Source organism: Hydrogenophaga crocea, from assembly GCF_011388215.1.
Lineage (GTDB): Bacteria > Pseudomonadota > Gammaproteobacteria > Burkholderiales > Burkholderiaceae_C > Hydrogenophaga > Hydrogenophaga crocea.
The window spans coordinates 20,400-37,214 of the sequence record NZ_CP049989.1 but is presented as its reverse complement, the minus strand read 5'-3'; the positions used below and the strand labels follow the sequence as shown (position 1 = coordinate 37,214).

15 protein-coding genes are annotated in these 16,815 nt (G+C 72.2%); 4 read left to right on the top strand and 11 right to left on the bottom strand.

Annotation, left to right across the window (positions count from 1 at the left end; translation table 11 throughout):
- Positions 1-159: 159 nt before the first annotated feature.
- Both G9Q37_RS00190 and glpK read left to right on the top strand, forming a co-directional pair.
- Positions 160-2,316, top strand: coding sequence for a beta-propeller fold lactonase family protein (locus G9Q37_RS00190; RefSeq protein ID WP_166222835.1), 2,157 nt, complete (start codon positions 160-162; stop codon positions 2,314-2,316).
- Positions 2,317-2,400: 84 nt separating this feature from the next.
- Positions 2,401-3,894 (top strand): glycerol kinase GlpK, encoded by a 1,494-nt coding sequence (gene glpK, locus G9Q37_RS00185; protein WP_166222832.1) that lies wholly within the window; start codon positions 2,401-2,403, stop codon positions 3,892-3,894.
- A gap of 60 nt (positions 3,895-3,954) precedes the next feature.
- Here the strand turns inward: glpK and G9Q37_RS00180 are convergent, their stop codons facing one another.
- Positions 3,955-4,698 (bottom strand): formylglycine-generating enzyme family protein, encoded by a 744-nt coding sequence (locus tag G9Q37_RS00180; RefSeq protein WP_166222829.1) that lies wholly within the window; start codon positions 4,696-4,698, stop codon positions 3,955-3,957.
- Positions 4,699-4,846: 148 nt separating this feature from the next.
- On the opposite strand from G9Q37_RS00180, the gene G9Q37_RS00175 reads away from it, so the two are divergent.
- On the top strand, positions 4,847-6,388 hold the full coding sequence (locus G9Q37_RS00175; RefSeq protein WP_166222826.1) for a methyl-accepting chemotaxis protein: 1,542 nt from the start codon (positions 4,847-4,849) through the stop codon (positions 6,386-6,388).
- A gap of 94 nt (positions 6,389-6,482) precedes the next feature.
- Positions 6,483-6,953, top strand: a complete 471-nt coding sequence (locus G9Q37_RS00170) for a DUF3429 domain-containing protein (RefSeq protein WP_166222823.1) — start codon at positions 6,483-6,485, stop codon at positions 6,951-6,953.
- 15 nt (positions 6,954-6,968) lie between these two features.
- Here the strand turns inward: G9Q37_RS00170 and pufC are convergent, their stop codons facing one another.
- The 10 genes from pufC to G9Q37_RS00120 form a co-directional block, all read right to left on the bottom strand.
- A complete protein-coding gene (pufC, locus tag G9Q37_RS00165) occupies positions 6,969-8,087 on the bottom strand; it encodes a photosynthetic reaction center cytochrome PufC (protein WP_166222820.1) in 1,119 nt (372 codons plus the stop codon).
- On the bottom strand, positions 8,084-9,064 hold the full coding sequence (gene pufM, locus G9Q37_RS00160; protein ID WP_166222818.1) for a photosynthetic reaction center subunit M: 981 nt from the start codon (positions 9,062-9,064) through the stop codon (positions 8,084-8,086). Before pufM ends, pufC begins: the two co-directional genes overlap by 4 nt.
- 25 nt (positions 9,065-9,089) lie before the next feature.
- Positions 9,090-9,914, bottom strand: a complete 825-nt coding sequence (pufL, locus tag G9Q37_RS00155; protein WP_166222815.1) for a photosynthetic reaction center subunit L — start codon at positions 9,912-9,914, stop codon at positions 9,090-9,092.
- Positions 9,915-10,017: 103 nt separating this feature from the next.
- The gene (pufA, locus tag G9Q37_RS00150; RefSeq protein ID WP_166222812.1) at positions 10,018-10,212 is read right to left on the bottom strand and encodes a light-harvesting antenna LH1, alpha subunit; all 195 of its coding nucleotides are present in this window, start codon (positions 10,210-10,212) and stop codon (positions 10,018-10,020) included.
- A gap of 11 nt (positions 10,213-10,223) precedes the next feature.
- Positions 10,224-10,454 (bottom strand): light-harvesting antenna LH1, beta subunit, encoded by a 231-nt coding sequence (gene pufB, locus G9Q37_RS21995; RefSeq protein ID WP_166222809.1) that lies wholly within the window; start codon positions 10,452-10,454, stop codon positions 10,224-10,226.
- A 132-nt stretch (positions 10,455-10,586) separates the two neighbouring features.
- On the bottom strand, positions 10,587-12,059 hold the full coding sequence (gene bchZ / locus G9Q37_RS00140; RefSeq protein ID WP_166222806.1) for a chlorophyllide a reductase subunit Z: 1,473 nt from the start codon (positions 12,057-12,059) through the stop codon (positions 10,587-10,589).
- On the bottom strand, positions 12,059-13,639 hold the full coding sequence (gene bchY / locus G9Q37_RS00135; protein WP_240936457.1) for a chlorophyllide a reductase subunit Y: 1,581 nt from the start codon (positions 13,637-13,639) through the stop codon (positions 12,059-12,061). Before bchY ends, bchZ begins: the two co-directional genes overlap by 1 nt.
- 7 nt (positions 13,640-13,646) lie before the next feature.
- On the bottom strand, positions 13,647-14,672 hold the full coding sequence (locus tag G9Q37_RS00130) for a chlorophyllide a reductase iron protein subunit X (protein WP_166222803.1): 1,026 nt from the start codon (positions 14,670-14,672) through the stop codon (positions 13,647-13,649).
- Positions 14,669-15,637: a chlorophyll synthesis pathway protein BchC gene (bchC, locus tag G9Q37_RS00125; protein ID WP_166222800.1), complete on the bottom strand. Its 969-nt coding sequence runs from the start codon at positions 15,635-15,637 to the stop codon at positions 14,669-14,671. Before bchC ends, G9Q37_RS00130 begins: the two co-directional genes overlap by 4 nt.
- Before the next feature lie 9 nt (positions 15,638-15,646).
- Positions 15,647-16,804, bottom strand: coding sequence for a methyltransferase (locus G9Q37_RS00120; RefSeq protein WP_166222797.1), 1,158 nt, complete (start codon positions 16,802-16,804; stop codon positions 15,647-15,649).
- Between the last annotated feature and the right edge of the window lie 11 nt (positions 16,805-16,815).

The window sequence follows — 16,815 nt, the reverse complement described above, 5'->3', positions numbered from 1 at the left end:
CCGTGGGGCCCCGGTGCGCGCAACCGCAGCGCGCTGAACCGGGCAGGCAACAACCGACGCCAGCGCGCAAGTGAGGGGTTTTTCGGGCGCTATTCCATCTTTGGATGGATTGCTATGCAAACGATAGTGCGCCCTTCCTCCATCAACACGATGCCACGCATGCGCGCCCTCGACGCCATCCTGTTCCGTCCCCTTCACCGATCGCTTTCCGTTCTGGCCCTGGGCAGCAGCGTGCTGCTGGCGGCCTGCGGCTCGGGCAACACCCCATCCCCCACGGCCAACGCCGGCGGCGGCACGCCCGGCACCCCCAGCTTCAGCGTGGCCGGCCGCGTCAGCGGGCTCTCGGGCGCGGGCCTCACGCTCTCGCTCAATGGCGGCGCGCCCCTGGCGCTGTCGGCCGATGGCGGCTTCGCCTTTCCCACCGAGGTGAACGCGCGCTACGCCGTCACCGTGGCCTCGCAGCCCGCGGGCCAGACCTGCACCGTGAGCAACGCCACCGGCGCCAGCCGCGACACCGACGTGGCCCAGGTGCGCGTGAACTGCTCGGCCACCACCTTCACCGTGGGCGGCAGCGTGAGCGGCCTGGCGGGCGGGCAATCGCTGGTGCTGCGCAACAACGGGGCCGACCCGATCACCGTCTCGGCCAACGGCGCCTACACCTTCGCCGTGCGCGTGGCGCGCAACGGCGGCTACGCGGTGTCGGTGGACACCCAGCCCGCCGGCCAGACCTGCACCGTGAGCAACGCCACCGGCGACGGTGTGCTCGCCAACGTGGGCAACGTGAACGTGCTGTGCGCGGCCAGCAGCCATGGCGTGGGCGGCAGCGTGGCCGGCCTGGCCGCGGGTGCCACCGTCACCCTGCTCAACAACGGCGGCGACGCGACCGTGGTCTCGGCCGACGGCCCCTACGCTTTCGCCACGCGCGTGGCCGATCAAAGCGCCTACGCCGTCACCGTGGGCACGCAGCCCGCGGGCCAGACCTGCACCGTGGCCAACGCACAAGGCAGCGGCCTCGCGGCCGACGTGGGCAACGTGAACGTGCAGTGCAGCGCCACGGCGCACACCATCGGCGGCACGCTCAGCGGCCTGCTCGCGAACCAGCAGGTCACGCTCTACAACAACGGCGCCGACCCGCTCACGCTCACCGCCAACGGCGCGTTCCAGTTCTCCACGCCGATCGCCACGCAGACCGCGTACGCGGTGACCCAGGGCGCGGCCAGCCGGGGCGTGGGCTGCACGGTGGGCAACGGCAGCGGCAGCAATGCCACGGCCGACGTGGGCAACGTGAGCGTGGCCTGCACGACCACGGCGCTGTCCTTCGTCTACGTCACCGACTACAACAACGACCGCATCCTGGGCTACAGCATGGACCGCCTCACCGGCGCGCGCACCGCCCTGCCGGGCTCGCCGTACGCGGCGGGCGACAACAACCGCTGGCTCACGCTGCACCCCAACCAGGCCTTCTTCTACAGCGCCAACCTGGGCAGCAGCGACGTCTCGGCCTACACGGTCAACGCCAGCACCGGCGCGCTCACGCCGGTGGCGGGCAGCCCCTTCGCGGCCGGCAGCCAGCCCACGTCGATCCAGGTCACGCCCGACGGCCGCTTCGCCTACACCGCCAACAGCCAGAGCGGCAACGTGAGCGGCTTCCGCGTCGACCTCACCACCGGCGCGCTCACGCCGCTGCCGGGCAGCCCCTACGCGGCCGGCAACATCCCGACCAAGATCGCGATCACGCCCAACAGCCGCTTCCTGTACGTGACCAACCAGAACGGGCAGAACCTCTCGGCCTACCGCATCGACGCCACCACCGGCGCGCTCACCGAGGTGGCGGGCAGCCCCTACCCGCTGGCCGGCCAGCCCTACGGCATCGGCGTGCACCCCTCAGGGAACTTCGTCTACCCGGTGGTCTACCAGGCCAAGCTGCACGCCTTGCGCATCGACCCCACCACGGGCGAGCTCACCGACCTGCAGCCCGGCGGCTACGGCAGCAGCGGCTCCGACTGGGAGTGGCTGTCGTTCACCACCAATGGCGCCGGCACCGTGGGCTACGTGGCGACCAACCAGGGCATCCGCGCCTTCGACATCAACACCACCACGGGCGCGCTCACGGCCCGCACGGGCTTCGCGCACGCGGGCCGCTACGAGTACCTGACCACCAACCCCGAAGGCGACCACCTCTACGCGGCCGACTTCCACGCGATCTTCACGCACATGCTCGACATCGACCCCGCCAACGGCAACCTCACGCCCTTCAGCGGCAGCGCGGTGCCGGTCGATGCGCGGCCCTACAACCTGGTCGTGATCGAGCGCTGAGGCGGGGGGCGCGCGCACCGCGCGCCCCCGGGCTGTGCGACCATTGCGCGCGGTGCGCTGCGCATCGGCCCGTCACATCCCGCCATGACCTACCTGCTCGCCCTCGACCAGGGCACCTCCAGCTCCCGCAGCATCCTGTTCCACCGCGACGGCCACGCCGTGGCCATGGCCCAGCGCGAGCTGCCGCAGATCTTTCCGCGCCCCGGCTGGGTCGAGCACGACCCGATGGAGATTTGGAACGCGCAGCTCGCCACCGCGCGCGAGGCGCTGGCCCAGGCCGGCGTCGGCGCCGCGCAGGTGCAGGCCATAGGCATCACCAACCAGCGCGAGACCACGCTGCTGTGGGACCGCCGCACGGGGCGCCCGCTGCACCACGCGCTGGTCTGGCAGGACCGGCGCAGCGAGCCGCTGTGCGCCCGGCTGCGCGAGGAAGGCCATGCCCCCACCATCCAGGCCAAGACCGGCCTGGTGGTCGACGCCTACTTCTCGGCCACCAAACTGCGCTGGCTGCTCGACCACGTGGACGGCGCGCGCGCCGCCGCCGAGCGCGGCGAGCTCGCCTTCGGCACCGTGGACAGCTGGCTCGTCTGGCAGCTCACGGGCGGGCGCGTGCACGCCACCGACGTGAGCAATGCCTCGCGCACCATGCTGTTCAACGTGCACGACAACACCTGGGACGCCGAGCTGCTGCAGCTGCTGCAGATCCCGCCCTCGCTGCTGCCGCGCGTGCAGCCCTCGAGCAGCGCCTTTGCCGAGACCGACCCCGCGCTCTTCGGCCGCGCGCTGCCGATCTGCGGCGTCGCGGGCGACCAGCAATCGGCCCTGTTCGGCCAGGCCTGCTTCTCGGCCGGCATGGCCAAGAACACCTACGGCACGGGCTGCTTCCTGCTCATGCACACGGGTGAGCGCTTCCAGCCCTCGCACAACGGGCTGGTGGTGACCAGCGCGGCGCAGACCTCGGCCACGCCGCAGTACGCCATGGAGGGCAGCGTGTTCGTGGGCGGCGCGGTGGTGCAGTGGCTGCGCGACGGCCTCAAGGCCATCGAGGGCAGCGCGCAGGTGCAGGCCCTGGCCGAGAGCGTGCCCGACGCTGGCGGCGTGATGCTGGTGCCGGCCTTCACCGGCCTGGGCGCGCCCTACTGGAACGCCGAGGCCCGCGGCACCATCACCGGCCTCACGCGCGGCACCACCCTGGCCCACATCGCGCGCGCCGCGCTCGAGAGCATCGCCTTCCAGAGCGCTGCCCTGCTCACCGCCATGAGCCGCGACGTGCAGGCCGCGGGCGGTGCGCCCGTGGCCGAACTGCGCGTGGACGGGGGCGCGGCCGTCAACGACCTGCTGATGCAGTTCCAGGCCGATCTGCTGGGCATTCCCGTGGTGCGCCCCGCCGTCACCGAGACCACGGCCCTGGGCGCGGCCTACCTCGCGGGCCTGGCCTGCGGCGTGTACGCCGGCACCGACGAACTCTCGGCCCAGTGGCGCGCCGAGCGCCGCTTCGAGCCCGCCATGGACCGCGCCCGCGCCGCCGAGGCCATGGCGCGCTGGGAACGCGCGGTGCGGCAGACGGTGCAGGACTGAGCGGCGCACGCGCCCTCAGCGCCCTCAGCGCCCTCAGCGCCCTCAGCGCCCTCAGCGCCCTCAGCGCCGCAGGTCGCGCGCGCAGCGAAAGCCGATGTAGACCACCGCCGTGTCGGCCGGCTTGGTCTGCACCAGGCTGTCGCGCATCTGCTCGGCGCCGTACCACCACGAGCCGCCGCGCGTGCGCTGCTCGGGCCCGCGGCCACTGTCCACCCACTCCCACACGTTGCCGCCCATGTCGTACAGGCCGTTCACGCCCAGCGCCGAGGTGGCCACCGGCGCGTGCCCGCGCCCGCGCGAGGTGATGGCGTTGCCCACGCTCGCGGTCGGCCCGCAGTCGCCCAGGCAGTTGGCGCCCAACGGGCGCTCGCCCGTGGGATAGGGGTAGGTGCGCCCGGTGCTGAAGCCCGGCGGCGGGCTGGCGCGGCGCTCGGTGTAGGCGGCCTCGCCCCACTCGGCGTCGGTGGGCAGGCGCTTGCCGGCCCAGCGGCAGTAGGCGGCCGCCTCGGCGTGCGTCACGTGCACCGCGGGCTCGTTGGGCTGCGCGGGCGTGCCGAAGGGGGCGCGCCAGGTCCAGCCCGCGCGCTGCTGCCAGCCGCCTTCGTAGGTGCTGCCGCCGCCCGCGCGCTCGGCCGCGGTCACGGTGCCCGTGGCCTCGGCGAAGGCGCGGAACTGGCCCACGGTCACTTCGGTGCGGTCGATCTCGAAGCGGCCCACGGGCTGCATGGGAGCGGTCGGGGTCTGCGCCTGGGCCTGGGCCGCCAGCAGCAGCGCGGGCCCGAGCAGCCGGAAAAAACGGTTCATGGCGGTGCGGGTTCGGCCGGGAAACGGCGCGCATGGTGCCACAGCCGCCCAAGCAATTCCCTTGATTCAAAAGGGTTTTGAAAAAATTTGTTCAAGACAAACCGGCTTTGTCCGACATCCCAGGACACCCCCCCTTCAGGAGATCGGCATGCGACAGAACCTTCCGGTGACCCAGCGCGAGTTCCCCTTCCCTGCGGACGCCACCCTGCTGTCCACCACGGACGAGCACAGCCACGTGCGTTACGCCAACGAGTCCTTCCTGGCCGTGAGCGGCTTCACACGCGAAGAGCTCATGGGCCAGCCGCACAACGTGGTGCGCCACCCCGACATGCCGCGCGAGGCCTTCGCCGACATGTGGGCCACGCTCAAGGCGGGGCAAAGCTGGACCGCGCTGGTGAAGAACCGGCGCAAGGACGGCGACCATTACTGGGTGCGCGCCAACGCCACGCCCATCGTGCGCAACGGCCAGCTCGCGGGTTACATGTCGGTGCGCACCAAGCCCGAGCCGGCCGAGGTGAAGGCCGCCGATGCGGTGTACGCACGCTTCGTGGCGGGCACGCAGGGCCGGCTGGCCTTTCACAAGGGCCTCATCGTGCACCGGGGCCTGATGGCCTGGCGCTCCTGGGGCCAGGTGGCCTCGCTGCGCACCCGGGTCTACGGCCCCATGGCCTTGATCGCGCTGTTCGCGGTCGCCGAGGCGGTCTGGAACGGCGATGGCATGGCGGGTCAGGTCTCGGCCGGCCTGATCGCCCTGGGCTTCGCGGCGCTCGCCGGCTGGATCGAGGCGCAGGTGGTTCGGCCCTTGCGCGCGGTGGTGCAGCAGGCCCAGGCGGTGGCCGCGGGCCAGCCCACGCGCAGCGCCGCGCTCGACCGCGTCGACGAGATCGGCCTGCTGCAGCGCACGGTGAACCAGGCGGGCCTGAACCTGCGCGCGCTGCTCGACGACGTGTCGGCCCAAGTGGGCGGCATGACGGCGGTGAGCCGCGAGATCGCCAGCGGCAACCAGGACCTGAGCGGGCGCACCGAGCAGGCCGCGTCCAGCCTGCAGCAAACCGCGGCCTCCATGGAGCAGATGACCGGTACGGTCAACAACACCAGCCAGACCGCGCACGAAGCGGCGCGCAAGGCGGCCAGCGCCAGCGAGGCGGCCAGCGAAGGCGGCCGCATCGTGGGCGACGTGGTGGGCACCATGGGCGAGATCAGCGCCAGCGCGCGCCGCATCAGCGACATCATCGGCGTGATCGACGGCATCGCCTTCCAGACCAACATCCTCGCACTCAACGCGGCGGTGGAAGCGGCACGCGCCGGTGAACAGGGCCGCGGCTTCGCCGTGGTGGCGGGCGAGGTGCGCAACCTCGCGCAGCGCAGCGCCACGGCGGCCAAGGAAATCAAGCAGCTCATCACCGAGAGCACCGAGCGCGTCGACGGCGGCGCCGCGCTCGCCGAGCGCGCGGGCCAGGCCATGGAATCCATCCTGCGCGAGACGCGCACGGTGGCCCAGATGATCGAGGCCATCAGCCGCGCGGCCGGCGAGCAGACCAGCGGCATCGGCCAGGTGAGCAGCGCGGTGAGCCAGCTCGACCAGATGACGCAGCAGAACGCCGCGCTGGTGGAGCAGTCGCGCAGTGCCTCGGCCTCGCTGAGCCAGCGCGCCGAGCGCCTGGCCGAAGCCATCGGCGTGTTCCGCTGAAGCGGGCTGCGCCCAATAGCCGAGCGCCGGCAGGCGCGGTGCGCCTTGCTTACCATGCCGCCGCGCCGCACCGTGCGCGCCTGCACACCGCCCCATGAACACCCCGTCCGACAAGCTCCCCGTTGCCGTGTCCTGGCTCGGCCACGGCGGCCTGCTGCCCTTCGGGGCGCTGGCCCTGGCCGCCTGGCTGCTGCCCGCGTGGCGCGCGCCCGCGCTGCACGCGCTGCTGGCCTACGGCGCGGTGATCCTGAGCTTCGTGGGGGCGCTGCACTGGGGCCTGGCGATGGCCCAGCCCGGGCTCGACGGGCGCTGGCGCCAGCGCGCCTTCGTCTGGAGCGTGGTGCCCTCGCTGATCGGCTGGGCCGCGATCGCCTGGCCCGCGCTGCCGGCCGCCGCGGGCGCGATCGTGCTGGCGGGCGGCTTTCTCCTGCACCTGCAGCAGGACCACGCCCTGGCGCGCGCCACCGCCCTGCCCGGCTGGTACCTGCCCTTGCGCCGCCGGCTCACGCTGATCGCGGTGGCCAGCCTCGCCGCGGGCGCGCTCGCGGCCCAGGCCGCGGGCTGAGCGCGCCGGACCGGCTCAGGGCTTTTGCGGCGCGGCCGTGGCCGGGGCGGGTGCGGCCGCCGTCACCGGCGAGCCCGCGGCCGCGGCGCGCGCCATGGCCTCGCCCAGCGGCCCGGCCAGCTCGGGGTGGGCCTTGAGCATGGGCGCGCCGTAGAGCGGCTTGTACGCGCCCTGGTGGCAGGTGGCGCAGTTGAGCTTGGCCACGTCGCCGTTCACGCCGCGCCGCTCGATCGGGAAGGTGTCGGTGAGCGGCTCGAGGTACTTCGTGTTGAGCGACTGCGCCATGCGGATGCCGTGCCACGCGGTCTGGCGCGGCGGCGTGCTCTCGGACCACTCGCCGAAGGCGCGGCTGTTGTGGCAGTAGGTGCAGTTCACGCCCAGCGAGGCCGACATGTGCATCATCAGGCTGTAGGTGTGCTCGGCCTGCTTGGTGGAGCTGCGGTTGCCGTTGGGCAAGGCGGTGGTGCCCGCCACGCGGATCGGCTGCTGCTGCAGCAGGTAGGGCGAGAGCGCATCACCGGGCAGCGAGGCCAGACCCACCTGCGGCGCCGGCTGGTTCTGCCCGGCGCTGCCGCCGGCCATGCGCGCGGCCTGCTTGTCGGCCGGGGGCGTGAACCACACCTGCGCCGGCACCGGCTGGCCGCGGTGGCAGGTGTAGCAGGTCACGCCGGTCTCGGCCACGTGCGACTTCCAGTTGGTGTTGATGTCCTGCGTCATCTGCAGCATGCGCCGCGCCACCACCTTGGTGTACTTCGCGTCGGAGGCGAAGTTGCCGTCGTTCGAATGGCAGTAGTTGCAGCCGCCCTCGGGCGCGACCCAGCCGGTCATGGCCACCATGAGCCGGGTGAAGTTGCCCACATCGAGGTCGCCCAGCACCTTCACGTTCTGGTACACCGCGCCCGCCAGCGGCGCGCCCGGCACCGCGGGCACCGCGGGCGCATCGGCCGGTGGCTGGTTGGCCGGGATCTGCGCGGCCAGCGTGCGCGGGTTGTAGACCTGCACCATCCCGGTTCCGCGGGCGCCGCGTTGCACGGTGTCGATGGGCGGGCGTTCGCAGGCCGCCAGCAGCAGGGCCACCAGCACCAGGCAGGTCACGCCGGCACGGCGCCCCAGGGTTCGCAGCGACGGGCTCATGGCTTGACTCCTTGCAACAGGGCGGGATCGGCCACCGCCGGGAAGGCCGCCGGGTAGCCCGGCGCCACGCCGTGCTTGACGGCCCAGAGGAACCAGTTGTCCACCACGGTGCCGGTGAGCAGGATGCCGATGCCCCCGGTCAACGGGCACAGCACCGCGAACCACCAGGCCCAGCGGTGGATGGATTCCATGGTGGCGTTGAAGCCCATGGTCCAGCGCCAGAACAGGGCTGCGCGTTCGCTCGCGGTGCCGCGGTCCACGATCTGTTCGATCTCGCGCTCGCCACCGAAGCGGCTCACCGCGAGGATGGTCGCGCCGTGCATGGCGAACAGCAGCGTCGCGCCGTACAGGAAGGCGATCGACAGCATGTGGAAGGGGTTGTAGAACAGGTTGCCGTAGCGGATCGAGAAGGCCGCGGTCCAGTCCAGGTGCGGGAAGATGCCGAAGGGCACGGCCTCGCCCCAGCTGCCCATGAGCAGCGGGCGGATGAAGCCCAGCACCAGGTAGAGCCAGATCGCCGCCGCGAAGGCCCAGGCCACGTGCATGCCCATGCCGAGCGCGCGCGCGCGGCGGTACATGCGCACCCACCACAGCAGCACCGACAGCGTGAGGAAGAAGCCCGCCATCAGCCACCAGCCGCCCTCGTTGAGCGGTGGTATCGACAGGCCGTAGGCCGGCGACGGCGGCTCCAGCGCGAGCCAGGGCAGGCGGCGCACGAACTCGATCGGGTCCCAGTTGACCGAGGCCCACATGTTCAGGCCGATGATCTCCAGCGCGATGAAGCCGCAGATCAGCGAGGCCAGGCCGAACCAGCCCAGGTAGATCGGGCCGAGCTGCGCGTCGCCGAGACGGCCCAGCAGGTGCACGTGGATCGGCGGACCTTCGCGCTCGGCCTGCCCCCGGTCCACCGGAATGCCCGGGTACGAGGGCGCATCGACCTGCACGCGCGTGAAGAGGTTGAGGTACTCGGTGGCCATGCTCGTCTCCTCGGGTTGTCGTTGTTCAGCGCCACACCGGCAGGTTCAGCCACCAGGTCCACCACTCGGGCCAGCCACGGCTCCAGAACGGTCCGCTGATGACGATGCACACCGCGCTCCAGAAGCCCGCCGACAGCGCGAGGAACAGGCCCAGGCGGTGGATGCCGAGCGTGCCGATCGAGTAGCCGATGGTGTCGCGGAAGAAGGTGTTCTCGTGCTCGGGCGACTTCACCGGCTCGCCGGGCGCGGGGTTGGTGGCCGAGAGGATCAGCGCCCCGTGCAGCGAGAGCGCGAAGGTGGTGGCGAAGAAGAAGCTCACCGCCAGCATGTGCGCCGGGTTGTAGTGGAAGTGCAGGTACTGGTAGCCGGTGTTGGACACCCAGTCGAGGTGGCTCATGATCCCGTAGGGAAAGCCGTGGCCCCAGGCGCCGAGCAGCACAGGCCGCACCACCACCAGCGTGAAGTACGCGAGGATGGCGAACGAGAACGCCACGGGCACGTGCAGCCCCATGCCGAGTTTTCGGCAGATCTCGACCTCGCGCAGCGCCCACGAGCCGAAGGCGCCGAGCGCACACACGGTGATGAGCTGCCACAGCCCGCCCTCCATGAGCGGGGCCATGCCCAGGCCGTACTTGAGATCGGGCGGGGCGATGTTGATCTGCCACAGGTTCCAGGTGGGACCCTGCGAGGCGCCCCACACGATCAGCAGCGTGCCGACGACGCTGAAGAAGATGGTGGTGACGCCGAAGAAGCCGACGTAGAACGGACCGACCCAGAAGTCGAACAGGTCACCCCCGAGCAAGGTGCCGCCGCGCACGCGGTACTTTCTTTCAAAGCTGAGCATGGACATGGTCGCTCTCCATTCGCGAACCGGGCAGCCGCCCGTGCCGGCGGGGAAACCGGGCGGGCGGGCCGGGCACAAGGCACCGGACACCGCCCACCCGCGGTGGCGCTTACTTCGAAGCGGTGGCCGCCCCCGGCATCGGGGCGTTCTGCGACACCGTGGTCTTCTTGGCCGGCCCTTCGAGCCAGTTGAAGCGGTCGGTGCTGAGCAGGATGAAGTGAATCACCAGGGCCAGCGCGAACAGGAACGTGAACAGGGCCACGAGGGTTCTGCGCGGGTCGAACAGGGTCCAGAGTCGCCACATGACGTGTCTCCTCAGGCGCTGATGGCCACGGCCGTGTAGGCAGCGGCCACGTTCTTGATGTCTTCGAACAGCATCGCGTAGCCGTTCACGCTCGGCAGCCAGGGCCGCCACTGCCACGCCAGGAAGTGCGCGACGATGGCAACCAGCGTGAAGACGATGAAGCTGGTGACGAAGATGCCATGGAACTCTCTGGCCTCACTGTCCGTGAGTCCGGACAGCGAACCACCTCTGCTATCAGACATATAACGTTCTCCTTGAATGCCTTTCGGCCTTGACCGCGAACCGCCCCCGCGGAAGAGGGTCGCCGCCCCGGATGGCGCGACTGGGGGGGCAACCGGCGGCGCCGGTTGCACAGACGGAGGGGCGGTGCGCGTTCATGCACCGGCCCCTGTGAGCAAGGCCGCGCGCGAGCGCTGCACGCGCTCGGCGGTGATGCTGGGTTCGCTGGCCTTTTGCGCGTCGGCCTCGCAGCGGTCGCGCAGGCGTTTGGCGGCCGAGATCTGCACCAGCATGGGTTCCTGGCGCACCAGGCGTTCGAGCAGCGCGCGCGCCTCGTCGTCCCAGGGCCGCGCTTCGGCCGCGGCGCGCGCGGGCGTGGGCTCGCCGGCGTCGAGCGCGGTGCCCAGCGGCAGGATGTGGAACAGCGCGTCGAACAGCGCGTTGCACACCTCCTGCAGCACGTAGGTGGCGCCCGCATAGCCCATGAAGGGCGTGCCCGTGGCGCGGCGCACGATGGGCAGCGGGAACGAGGCCGGCACAAAGCTCGCGCGCATCATGGCGCCGCTGTTCTCGGCCAGGTAGATGCGCTCGTTGTAGCTGCCGAACACGATCAGCGGCGAGCGCTCGGCGAGCAGGCGCCGCACCTCGGCGTTGTCGGTCTTGCTGCCCGCCTGGCGCGACACCTGGAAGCGGCACGGCAGGCCGAGCTCGCCCTCGAGGTAGTGGCGCAGGCCGCGCGCGTAGGTCTCACCGGCCACCACCGCAAAGCCTGCGGTGGCGAAGAAGTCCTGCGTCACCGAGCGCCACAGGTCCCACACCGGCTTGACCGTGCTGTGCTTCTCGCGCTCGATGAAGGGCTCGGGGTCCAGGCCCAGCAGTTCGCCGAGCGTGCGCAGGAACTGCGTGGTGCTGTGCAGGCCGATGGGCGCCTGCAGGTAGGGCCGGCCCAGGGCCTCGCAGAGCATGCGGCCGAACTCGCGGTACAGGCAGATGTTCACATCGGCATCGGCCAGGTTCTGCACGTCGGCCAGGTGGCTGCCGAGCGGGAACACCATGTTGATCTCGGCGCCGATGCCCTCGACCAGGCGGCGGATCTCGGCCAGGTCGCTGGGCATGTTGAAGGCGCCGTAGCACGGGCCGATGAGGTTCACGCGCGGCTTCACGCCGGGCGCGCGCTCGGCCGGCGAAGGCCGCTCGGGCACGTGGCGCAGGCCGTACTCGCTCCAGAGCCAGAACATGGCGCGGTTGGCGCACTGCCACTGGTCCTCGTCGATGGTGCGCGGCAGAAAGCGCAGCAGGTTCGTGCCCTGCGGCGTCACGCCGCCGCCGATCATCTCGGCGATCGAACCCGTGACCACCACCGCGGGCAGCTCGGGGTCGAGCGCGGCGTGCGCGCGGCGCATCGCGCCCTCGGTGCCTTCACGGCCCAGCTGTTCTTCGGCCAGGCCGGTGACCACGATGGGCAGCTCGTGCGGCGGCAGCGCGTCGGTGTAGTGCAGCACGCTGGTCACGGGCAGGTTCTCGCAGCCCACGGGCCCGTCGATGACGACCTGCAGGCCCTTGATCGCGGTGAACACGTACACGGCGCCCCAGTAGCCGCCGGCACGGTCGTGGTCGAGCACCAGCATCAGATCATCTCCTCGGCCTTGCGGCGGCGTTCGGCCTTGGCCATCAGCCGGCGCTGCTCGGCCTTGAACTCGGGCCGCTCGCGCGGCACGCCTTGCGCGGCTTCCCACACGCCGGCCGCGTGGCCGCTGCCGGCCTCCCCGAAAAATGCCTTCATGCGGTCGAAGCGCGCGCGGCTGGCCACCGCGGCGTTGATCACCTCGGCCAGCGCGCCCGCGCCTGCGGGGCCCAGCAGCGGCCGGGCCGAGATCAGGTTGGTGAAGTACAGCGCGGGCACGCAGGCCTGCTTGGCCGCCTGCACCACGGGCGTGGTGCCGATGGCCAGATCGGGCTGCCATTCGCGCAGCGCGGCCAGGTCCTGTTCGAGCGAGGCACGGAACTGCACGTGCACGCCGCGCGCCTGCAGCCACTCGGCATCGGCCGCGTTCCAGGGTGTGCGCGGGCAGGCCGTGCCCACGTAGCGCAGGTCGGCCCCGCTGTCGGCCAGCAGCCGGCCCACGATGAGTTCAGAGCCTTCGTAGCCACTGAGCGTGATGCGCGCGCGCACCGGGTTGGCCGCGAGCACGCCGCGCATGGCGCCCAGCATGGCGTTGCGCGCCGCGGCGATGCGCTCGGGCGCCACGTTGGCGGCCTCGCCCACCGCACGCAGCCAGTCCTGCGTGCCGTCCAGGCCCACCGGGGCCGAGCCCACCACGGGCCGGCCCGCGGCCTCGAACTCGCGCACGCTCGCGGTGTAGAAGGGGTGGATCGCGGCCACCACGGTGGCGTCGAGCGCGGCGTAGAGCTCGCGCCATTCGCGCGTGGGCACCACCGGCCCCACGGCCAGGCCCATGGGTTCGAGCATGCGGCCCACCACCATGGGGTCGGCCGGGAACATCTCGCCCAGCAGCGCCACCGTGGGCAGCGCGCCGCGGCCGCCGCGCGGCGCGGCCACCGGGCCGGCCTCGGCCTCGCTGCGCGCGTAGCGCAGCATGGCGCCGGCCAGCACGTCCTTGGCCTCGGCGTGGGTGGGCACGCCAAAGCCCGGCACGTCGATGCCGATCACGCGCACGCCGTTGATCTCTTTCGGCAACAACTGCAGCGGCACGCCGCTGGCGGTGGGCACGCAGAGGTTGATGACCACGATGGCGTCGAGCCGGGCCGGGTCGGCCAGGCCGTGCACCGCCTCGCGGATGTCCTCGAACAGCTTGCCGGTCACCAGGGTTTCGCTGTTGAAGGGCACGTAGCCCACGCTGCGGCGCGCGCCGTAGAAGTGCGAGGTGAAGGTGAGGCCGTAGACGCAGCAGGCCGAGCCGCTGAGCACGGTGGCGGTGCGGCGCATGCGCAGGCCCACGCGCAGCGAACCGAAGGCCGGGCACATGCTCTGCGGCTGGTCGTGCGGGCCGGCGTCGGGCGCCTTGGGGTAGTCGGCCGCGTAGCGCGCGAGCGTCTCGCCCTTGCCGGCGGCCTGGGCCGCGGCCTGCATCTGCTCGCGGCCGTTGTGGCAGCCCGCGCCGTCACCCGCGAGCGGCGCGGGCGCATCGGCCGGCACGGACCGGATCGGGATGGTGCGGGCGGGGCCGCCGGGCTGGGCGTCGCTCATGGGGCGCTCAGCTTTCGTCGTAGACCACTTCGAGGCTGGGCCGCACCGCGTCCTGGCGGCCGCACATGTCGAAGCTGGTGGCGGGTTCGAGCACCACGTCGCGGCCCACGCTGTCGGCGCTGAAGAGGCCGAGCAGCTCGTCCTGCGTCTGCGGCCTGGGCCGCCGCGGCGGCGCCTCGGCCACGTTGCGCGCGAGCTCCTCGAACAGCGGGCCCCAGGTGCCCCCGGGCTTGCCGATGATGTCGTAGGCCGCGCTCTTGCGGCGGATGTCGTCGTGCGCAGGAATCGAGGCCAGCACCGGGATGCCCGCGTTCTGCGCGAAGGCCTGGGCCTGGCCGGTGCCGTCGTCCTTGTTGATGACCATGCCGGCCACGCCCACGTTGCCGCCGAGCTTGCGGAAGTACTCGACCGCACTGCACACGTTGTTGGCCACGTAGAGGCTTTGCAGGTCGTTGCTGCCGACCACGATCACCTTCTGGCACATGTCGCGCGCGATCGGCAGGCCGAAGCCGCCGCACACCACGTCGCCCAGGAAGTCGAGCAGCACGTAGTCGAAGCCCCAGTCGTGAAAGCCCAGCTTCTCCAGCGTCTCGAAGCCGTGGATGATCCCGCGCCCGCCGCAGCCGCGGCCCACCTCGGGGCCGCCGAGCTCCATCGCGAACACGCCGTCGCGCTTGAAGCACACGTCGCCGATGGCCACCGCCTCGCCCGCGAGCTTTTTCTTCGAGCTGGTCTCGATGATGGTCGGGCAGGCCTTGCCGCCGAACAGCAGGCTGGTGGTGTCGCTCTTGGGGTCGCAGCCGATCAGCAGCACCTTCTTGCCCTGCTGCGCCATCATGTAGCTGAGGTTGGCGAGCGTGAAGCTCTTGCCGATGCCGCCCTTGCCGTAGATCGCGATGATCTGCGTCTCCTTGGTCACCGGGCCGGTGGCCACAGGGTCGGGTTCCATCGCGGCCTCGGCGCGCAGGGCCTCGCGCGGGTGGAACTGCAGCGGCGCCTCACGCGGTGCGGCCAGGGTGCTGACGGAATTCATGGGCAAGCCCTCCAATCGAGAACCATCTTGAGACAGTCCGGGTCACCGAACGCGGTGGCGTAGGCCTGGGGCGCCTCGCGCGCCGCGCGCTGGTGGGTGATCAAGCCATCGAGATCGAGCCGGCCGCTGTCGACCAGCGCGCGCACCGCGGCCAGGTCGTCGGGCTGCCACTGCGCGGCCACGCGCAGGCGCAGCTCGCGCATGAAGGCCGGGGCGAACTGGAACGAGAGCGGCTGCTCGTAGAAGCCCGCGAGCACCAGGCCGCCGCCGGGGGCCAGCCGCGCGATCAGTGCGTCGAGCACGGCGGCGTCGCCGCTCGCGTCGATCACCGAGCGCAGGCCGCGGCGTTCGTCGGTGGCGGGGTCGACCACCGCGTAGCCCGGCGCACCGCCGCGCCGCTGGGGATCGGTTTCCCACACCACGGGCTGTGCGCCCTCGAGCAGCGCCAGCCGCGCCAGCAGGCGGCCCAGCGTGCCGTGGCCCACGATCAGCTCCACCGGCTCGGCGCAGGCGCGCAGCGCGTGCAGCGCGGTGGCCGCGAGCGCGAACAGCACGCCGCGCTCGCGCAAGGCGGGGTCGATGCGCAGCGCGCGCGCCGCCGGCAGCACCACGCGCCGCGATGCGCCGCCGAACAGGCCGCGCACGCTGCCGAAGCAGTTGCTGCCGGGCACGAACACCGTGTCGCCCGTGCGCAGGCCGGCCTCGGGGCCGGCGTGCACCACCTCGCCCACCGATTCGTAGCCCGGCACCAGCGGGTAGCCCATGCCAGGGAAGGCGGGCATGCGGCCATCCCACAGCAGGCGTTCGGTGCCGGTGCTGATACCGCTCCAGCCCACCTGCACCAACACGTCGGCCGCGCCCGGGGCACACACCCGCAGCGGGTCCGGCCGCAGCGCTCGGGGCTGGTGCAGGACGATGGCAAGGGTGTCGAGTTCGGAGGTCACAACGTCATCGTAAGCTGACATTTATAAATGTCAACTTGTCTTTACACCGACTTCCGAACGGTTGTTTGACAGGCCCGCCTTGTGCGCGCGCAGCACGCGCGCCTGCAGCGGCAGCGCGGTCGGGCACTCGCGCACCGCTTCGAAGCCCGCGGCCGCCAGCAGTTCGCCGATGCGCGCCGCGCTGCGCGTGGCGCCCTGCCCCATGGCCCAGAGGTAGAGGTCGAGGTAGGCGTCGGCCATGCCGGCCGCGCCCGCGGTGCCGGCCATGGGCTCGGCCACCAGCAGCACGCCGCCCGGCGCCAGCGCCGCGTGCACGCGGCGCAGCAGCGCGAGCGCCTCGGGGTCGTCGTGGTCGTGCAGCACGCGCACCAGGGTCGCGGTGTCCATGCCTTGGGGCAGCGGGTCGCGCAGGAAATCGCCGCCGTGCAGGCGCACGCGATCGGCCAGGCCGGCCGCGGCCAGCGCGGGCGCGGCGCGCGCCACCACCGCGGGCAGGTCGAACAGGTGCAGCTCGAGACCGGGCGCGCGCCGCGCCGCGGCCATCAGGAAGCGGCCCGAACCGCCGCCCACGTCGAGCAGCCGTTGCGCGCGCTCGAAAGGGTGGCTGTCGAGCAGCAGCTGCGCCACCAGCGGCTGCGAGGCCGCCATGAGCTCGGTGTAGGCGGACACGCTCGCGCCGTCGAGCGCCTGCGGCTGCGCGTGGCCTGCGTAAGGCCATTGCGCGGCCACGCGCCCGCCGCCGGGCGCGCGCCGCAACAGCGCCAGCGGCTCGGCCAGGTCGGCGTAGAAGGCGCCGTGGTGGCGCACCAGCGCGAGCACCGCGGCATTGCCCACCAGCGGCGCGCCCAGCGGGCCCAGGGCCAGGCGGCCGTCGCTGGTGGGCTCGAACAGGCCGATGGCCACGCCCGCGCCGAGCAGGCGCTGCATCGCCGCGGGGTCGAGCCCGGTCTCGGCCGCGAGCCGTTCGGCCGCGACCGGCCCGCCGCGCAGCCGCTCGAACAGGTCGAGCTCCACGCAGGCGCTCAGCACCTGCGAGTAGACGAAGCCGGCCACCACGTCGAACAGGCGCGCCGCGCTGCGCCGCGCCGCGCGCCGGCCCCACCACGAGGCCATGGCGCGCTCGCGGAACGCGGGGTCGCTCAGGCGCTGGTTGCGCCAACGCCGCCAGGCGTCGCGCCAGCGGAACATGGGCGCGGCGC

What these genes read in the sequence shown, in the direction of transcription:
- pufA (WP_166222812.1), bottom strand. Translation starts at nt 10,212, where the DNA reads ATGTGGCGACTCTGGACCCTGTTCGACCCGCGCAGAACCCTCGTGGCC.
- G9Q37_RS00175 (WP_166222826.1), top strand. Translation starts at nt 4,847, where the DNA reads ATGCGACAGAACCTTCCGGTGACCCAGCGCGAGTTCCCCTTCCCTGCG.
- G9Q37_RS00130 (WP_166222803.1), bottom strand. Translation starts at nt 14,672, where the DNA reads ATGAATTCCGTCAGCACCCTGGCCGCACCGCGTGAGGCGCCGCTGCAG.
- pufM (WP_166222818.1), bottom strand. Translation starts at nt 9,064, where the DNA reads ATGGCCACCGAGTACCTCAACCTCTTCACGCGCGTGCAGGTCGATGCG.
- bchZ (WP_166222806.1), bottom strand. Translation starts at nt 12,059, where the DNA reads ATGCTGGTGCTCGACCACGACCGTGCCGGCGGCTACTGGGGCGCCGTG.
- pufB (WP_166222809.1), bottom strand. Translation starts at nt 10,454, where the DNA reads ATGTCTGATAGCAGAGGTGGTTCGCTGTCCGGACTCACGGACAGTGAG.
- pufC (WP_166222820.1), bottom strand. Translation starts at nt 8,087, where the DNA reads ATGAGCCCGTCGCTGCGAACCCTGGGGCGCCGTGCCGGCGTGACCTGC.
- bchY (WP_240936457.1), bottom strand. Translation starts at nt 13,639, where the DNA reads ATGAGCGACGCCCAGCCCGGCGGCCCCGCCCGCACCATCCCGATCCGG.
- pufL (WP_166222815.1), bottom strand. Translation starts at nt 9,914, where the DNA reads ATGTCCATGCTCAGCTTTGAAAGAAAGTACCGCGTGCGCGGCGGCACC.
- G9Q37_RS00120 (WP_166222797.1), bottom strand. Translation starts at nt 16,804, where the DNA reads ATGTTCCGCTGGCGCGACGCCTGGCGGCGTTGGCGCAACCAGCGCCTG.
- bchC (WP_166222800.1), bottom strand. Translation starts at nt 15,637, where the DNA reads ATGTCAGCTTACGATGACGTTGTGACCTCCGAACTCGACACCCTTGCC.
- glpK (WP_166222832.1), top strand. Translation starts at nt 2,401, where the DNA reads ATGACCTACCTGCTCGCCCTCGACCAGGGCACCTCCAGCTCCCGCAGC.
- G9Q37_RS00190 (WP_166222835.1), top strand. Translation starts at nt 160, where the DNA reads ATGCGCGCCCTCGACGCCATCCTGTTCCGTCCCCTTCACCGATCGCTT.
- G9Q37_RS00170 (WP_166222823.1), top strand. Translation starts at nt 6,483, where the DNA reads ATGAACACCCCGTCCGACAAGCTCCCCGTTGCCGTGTCCTGGCTCGGC.
- G9Q37_RS00180 (WP_166222829.1), bottom strand. Translation starts at nt 4,698, where the DNA reads ATGAACCGTTTTTTCCGGCTGCTCGGGCCCGCGCTGCTGCTGGCGGCC.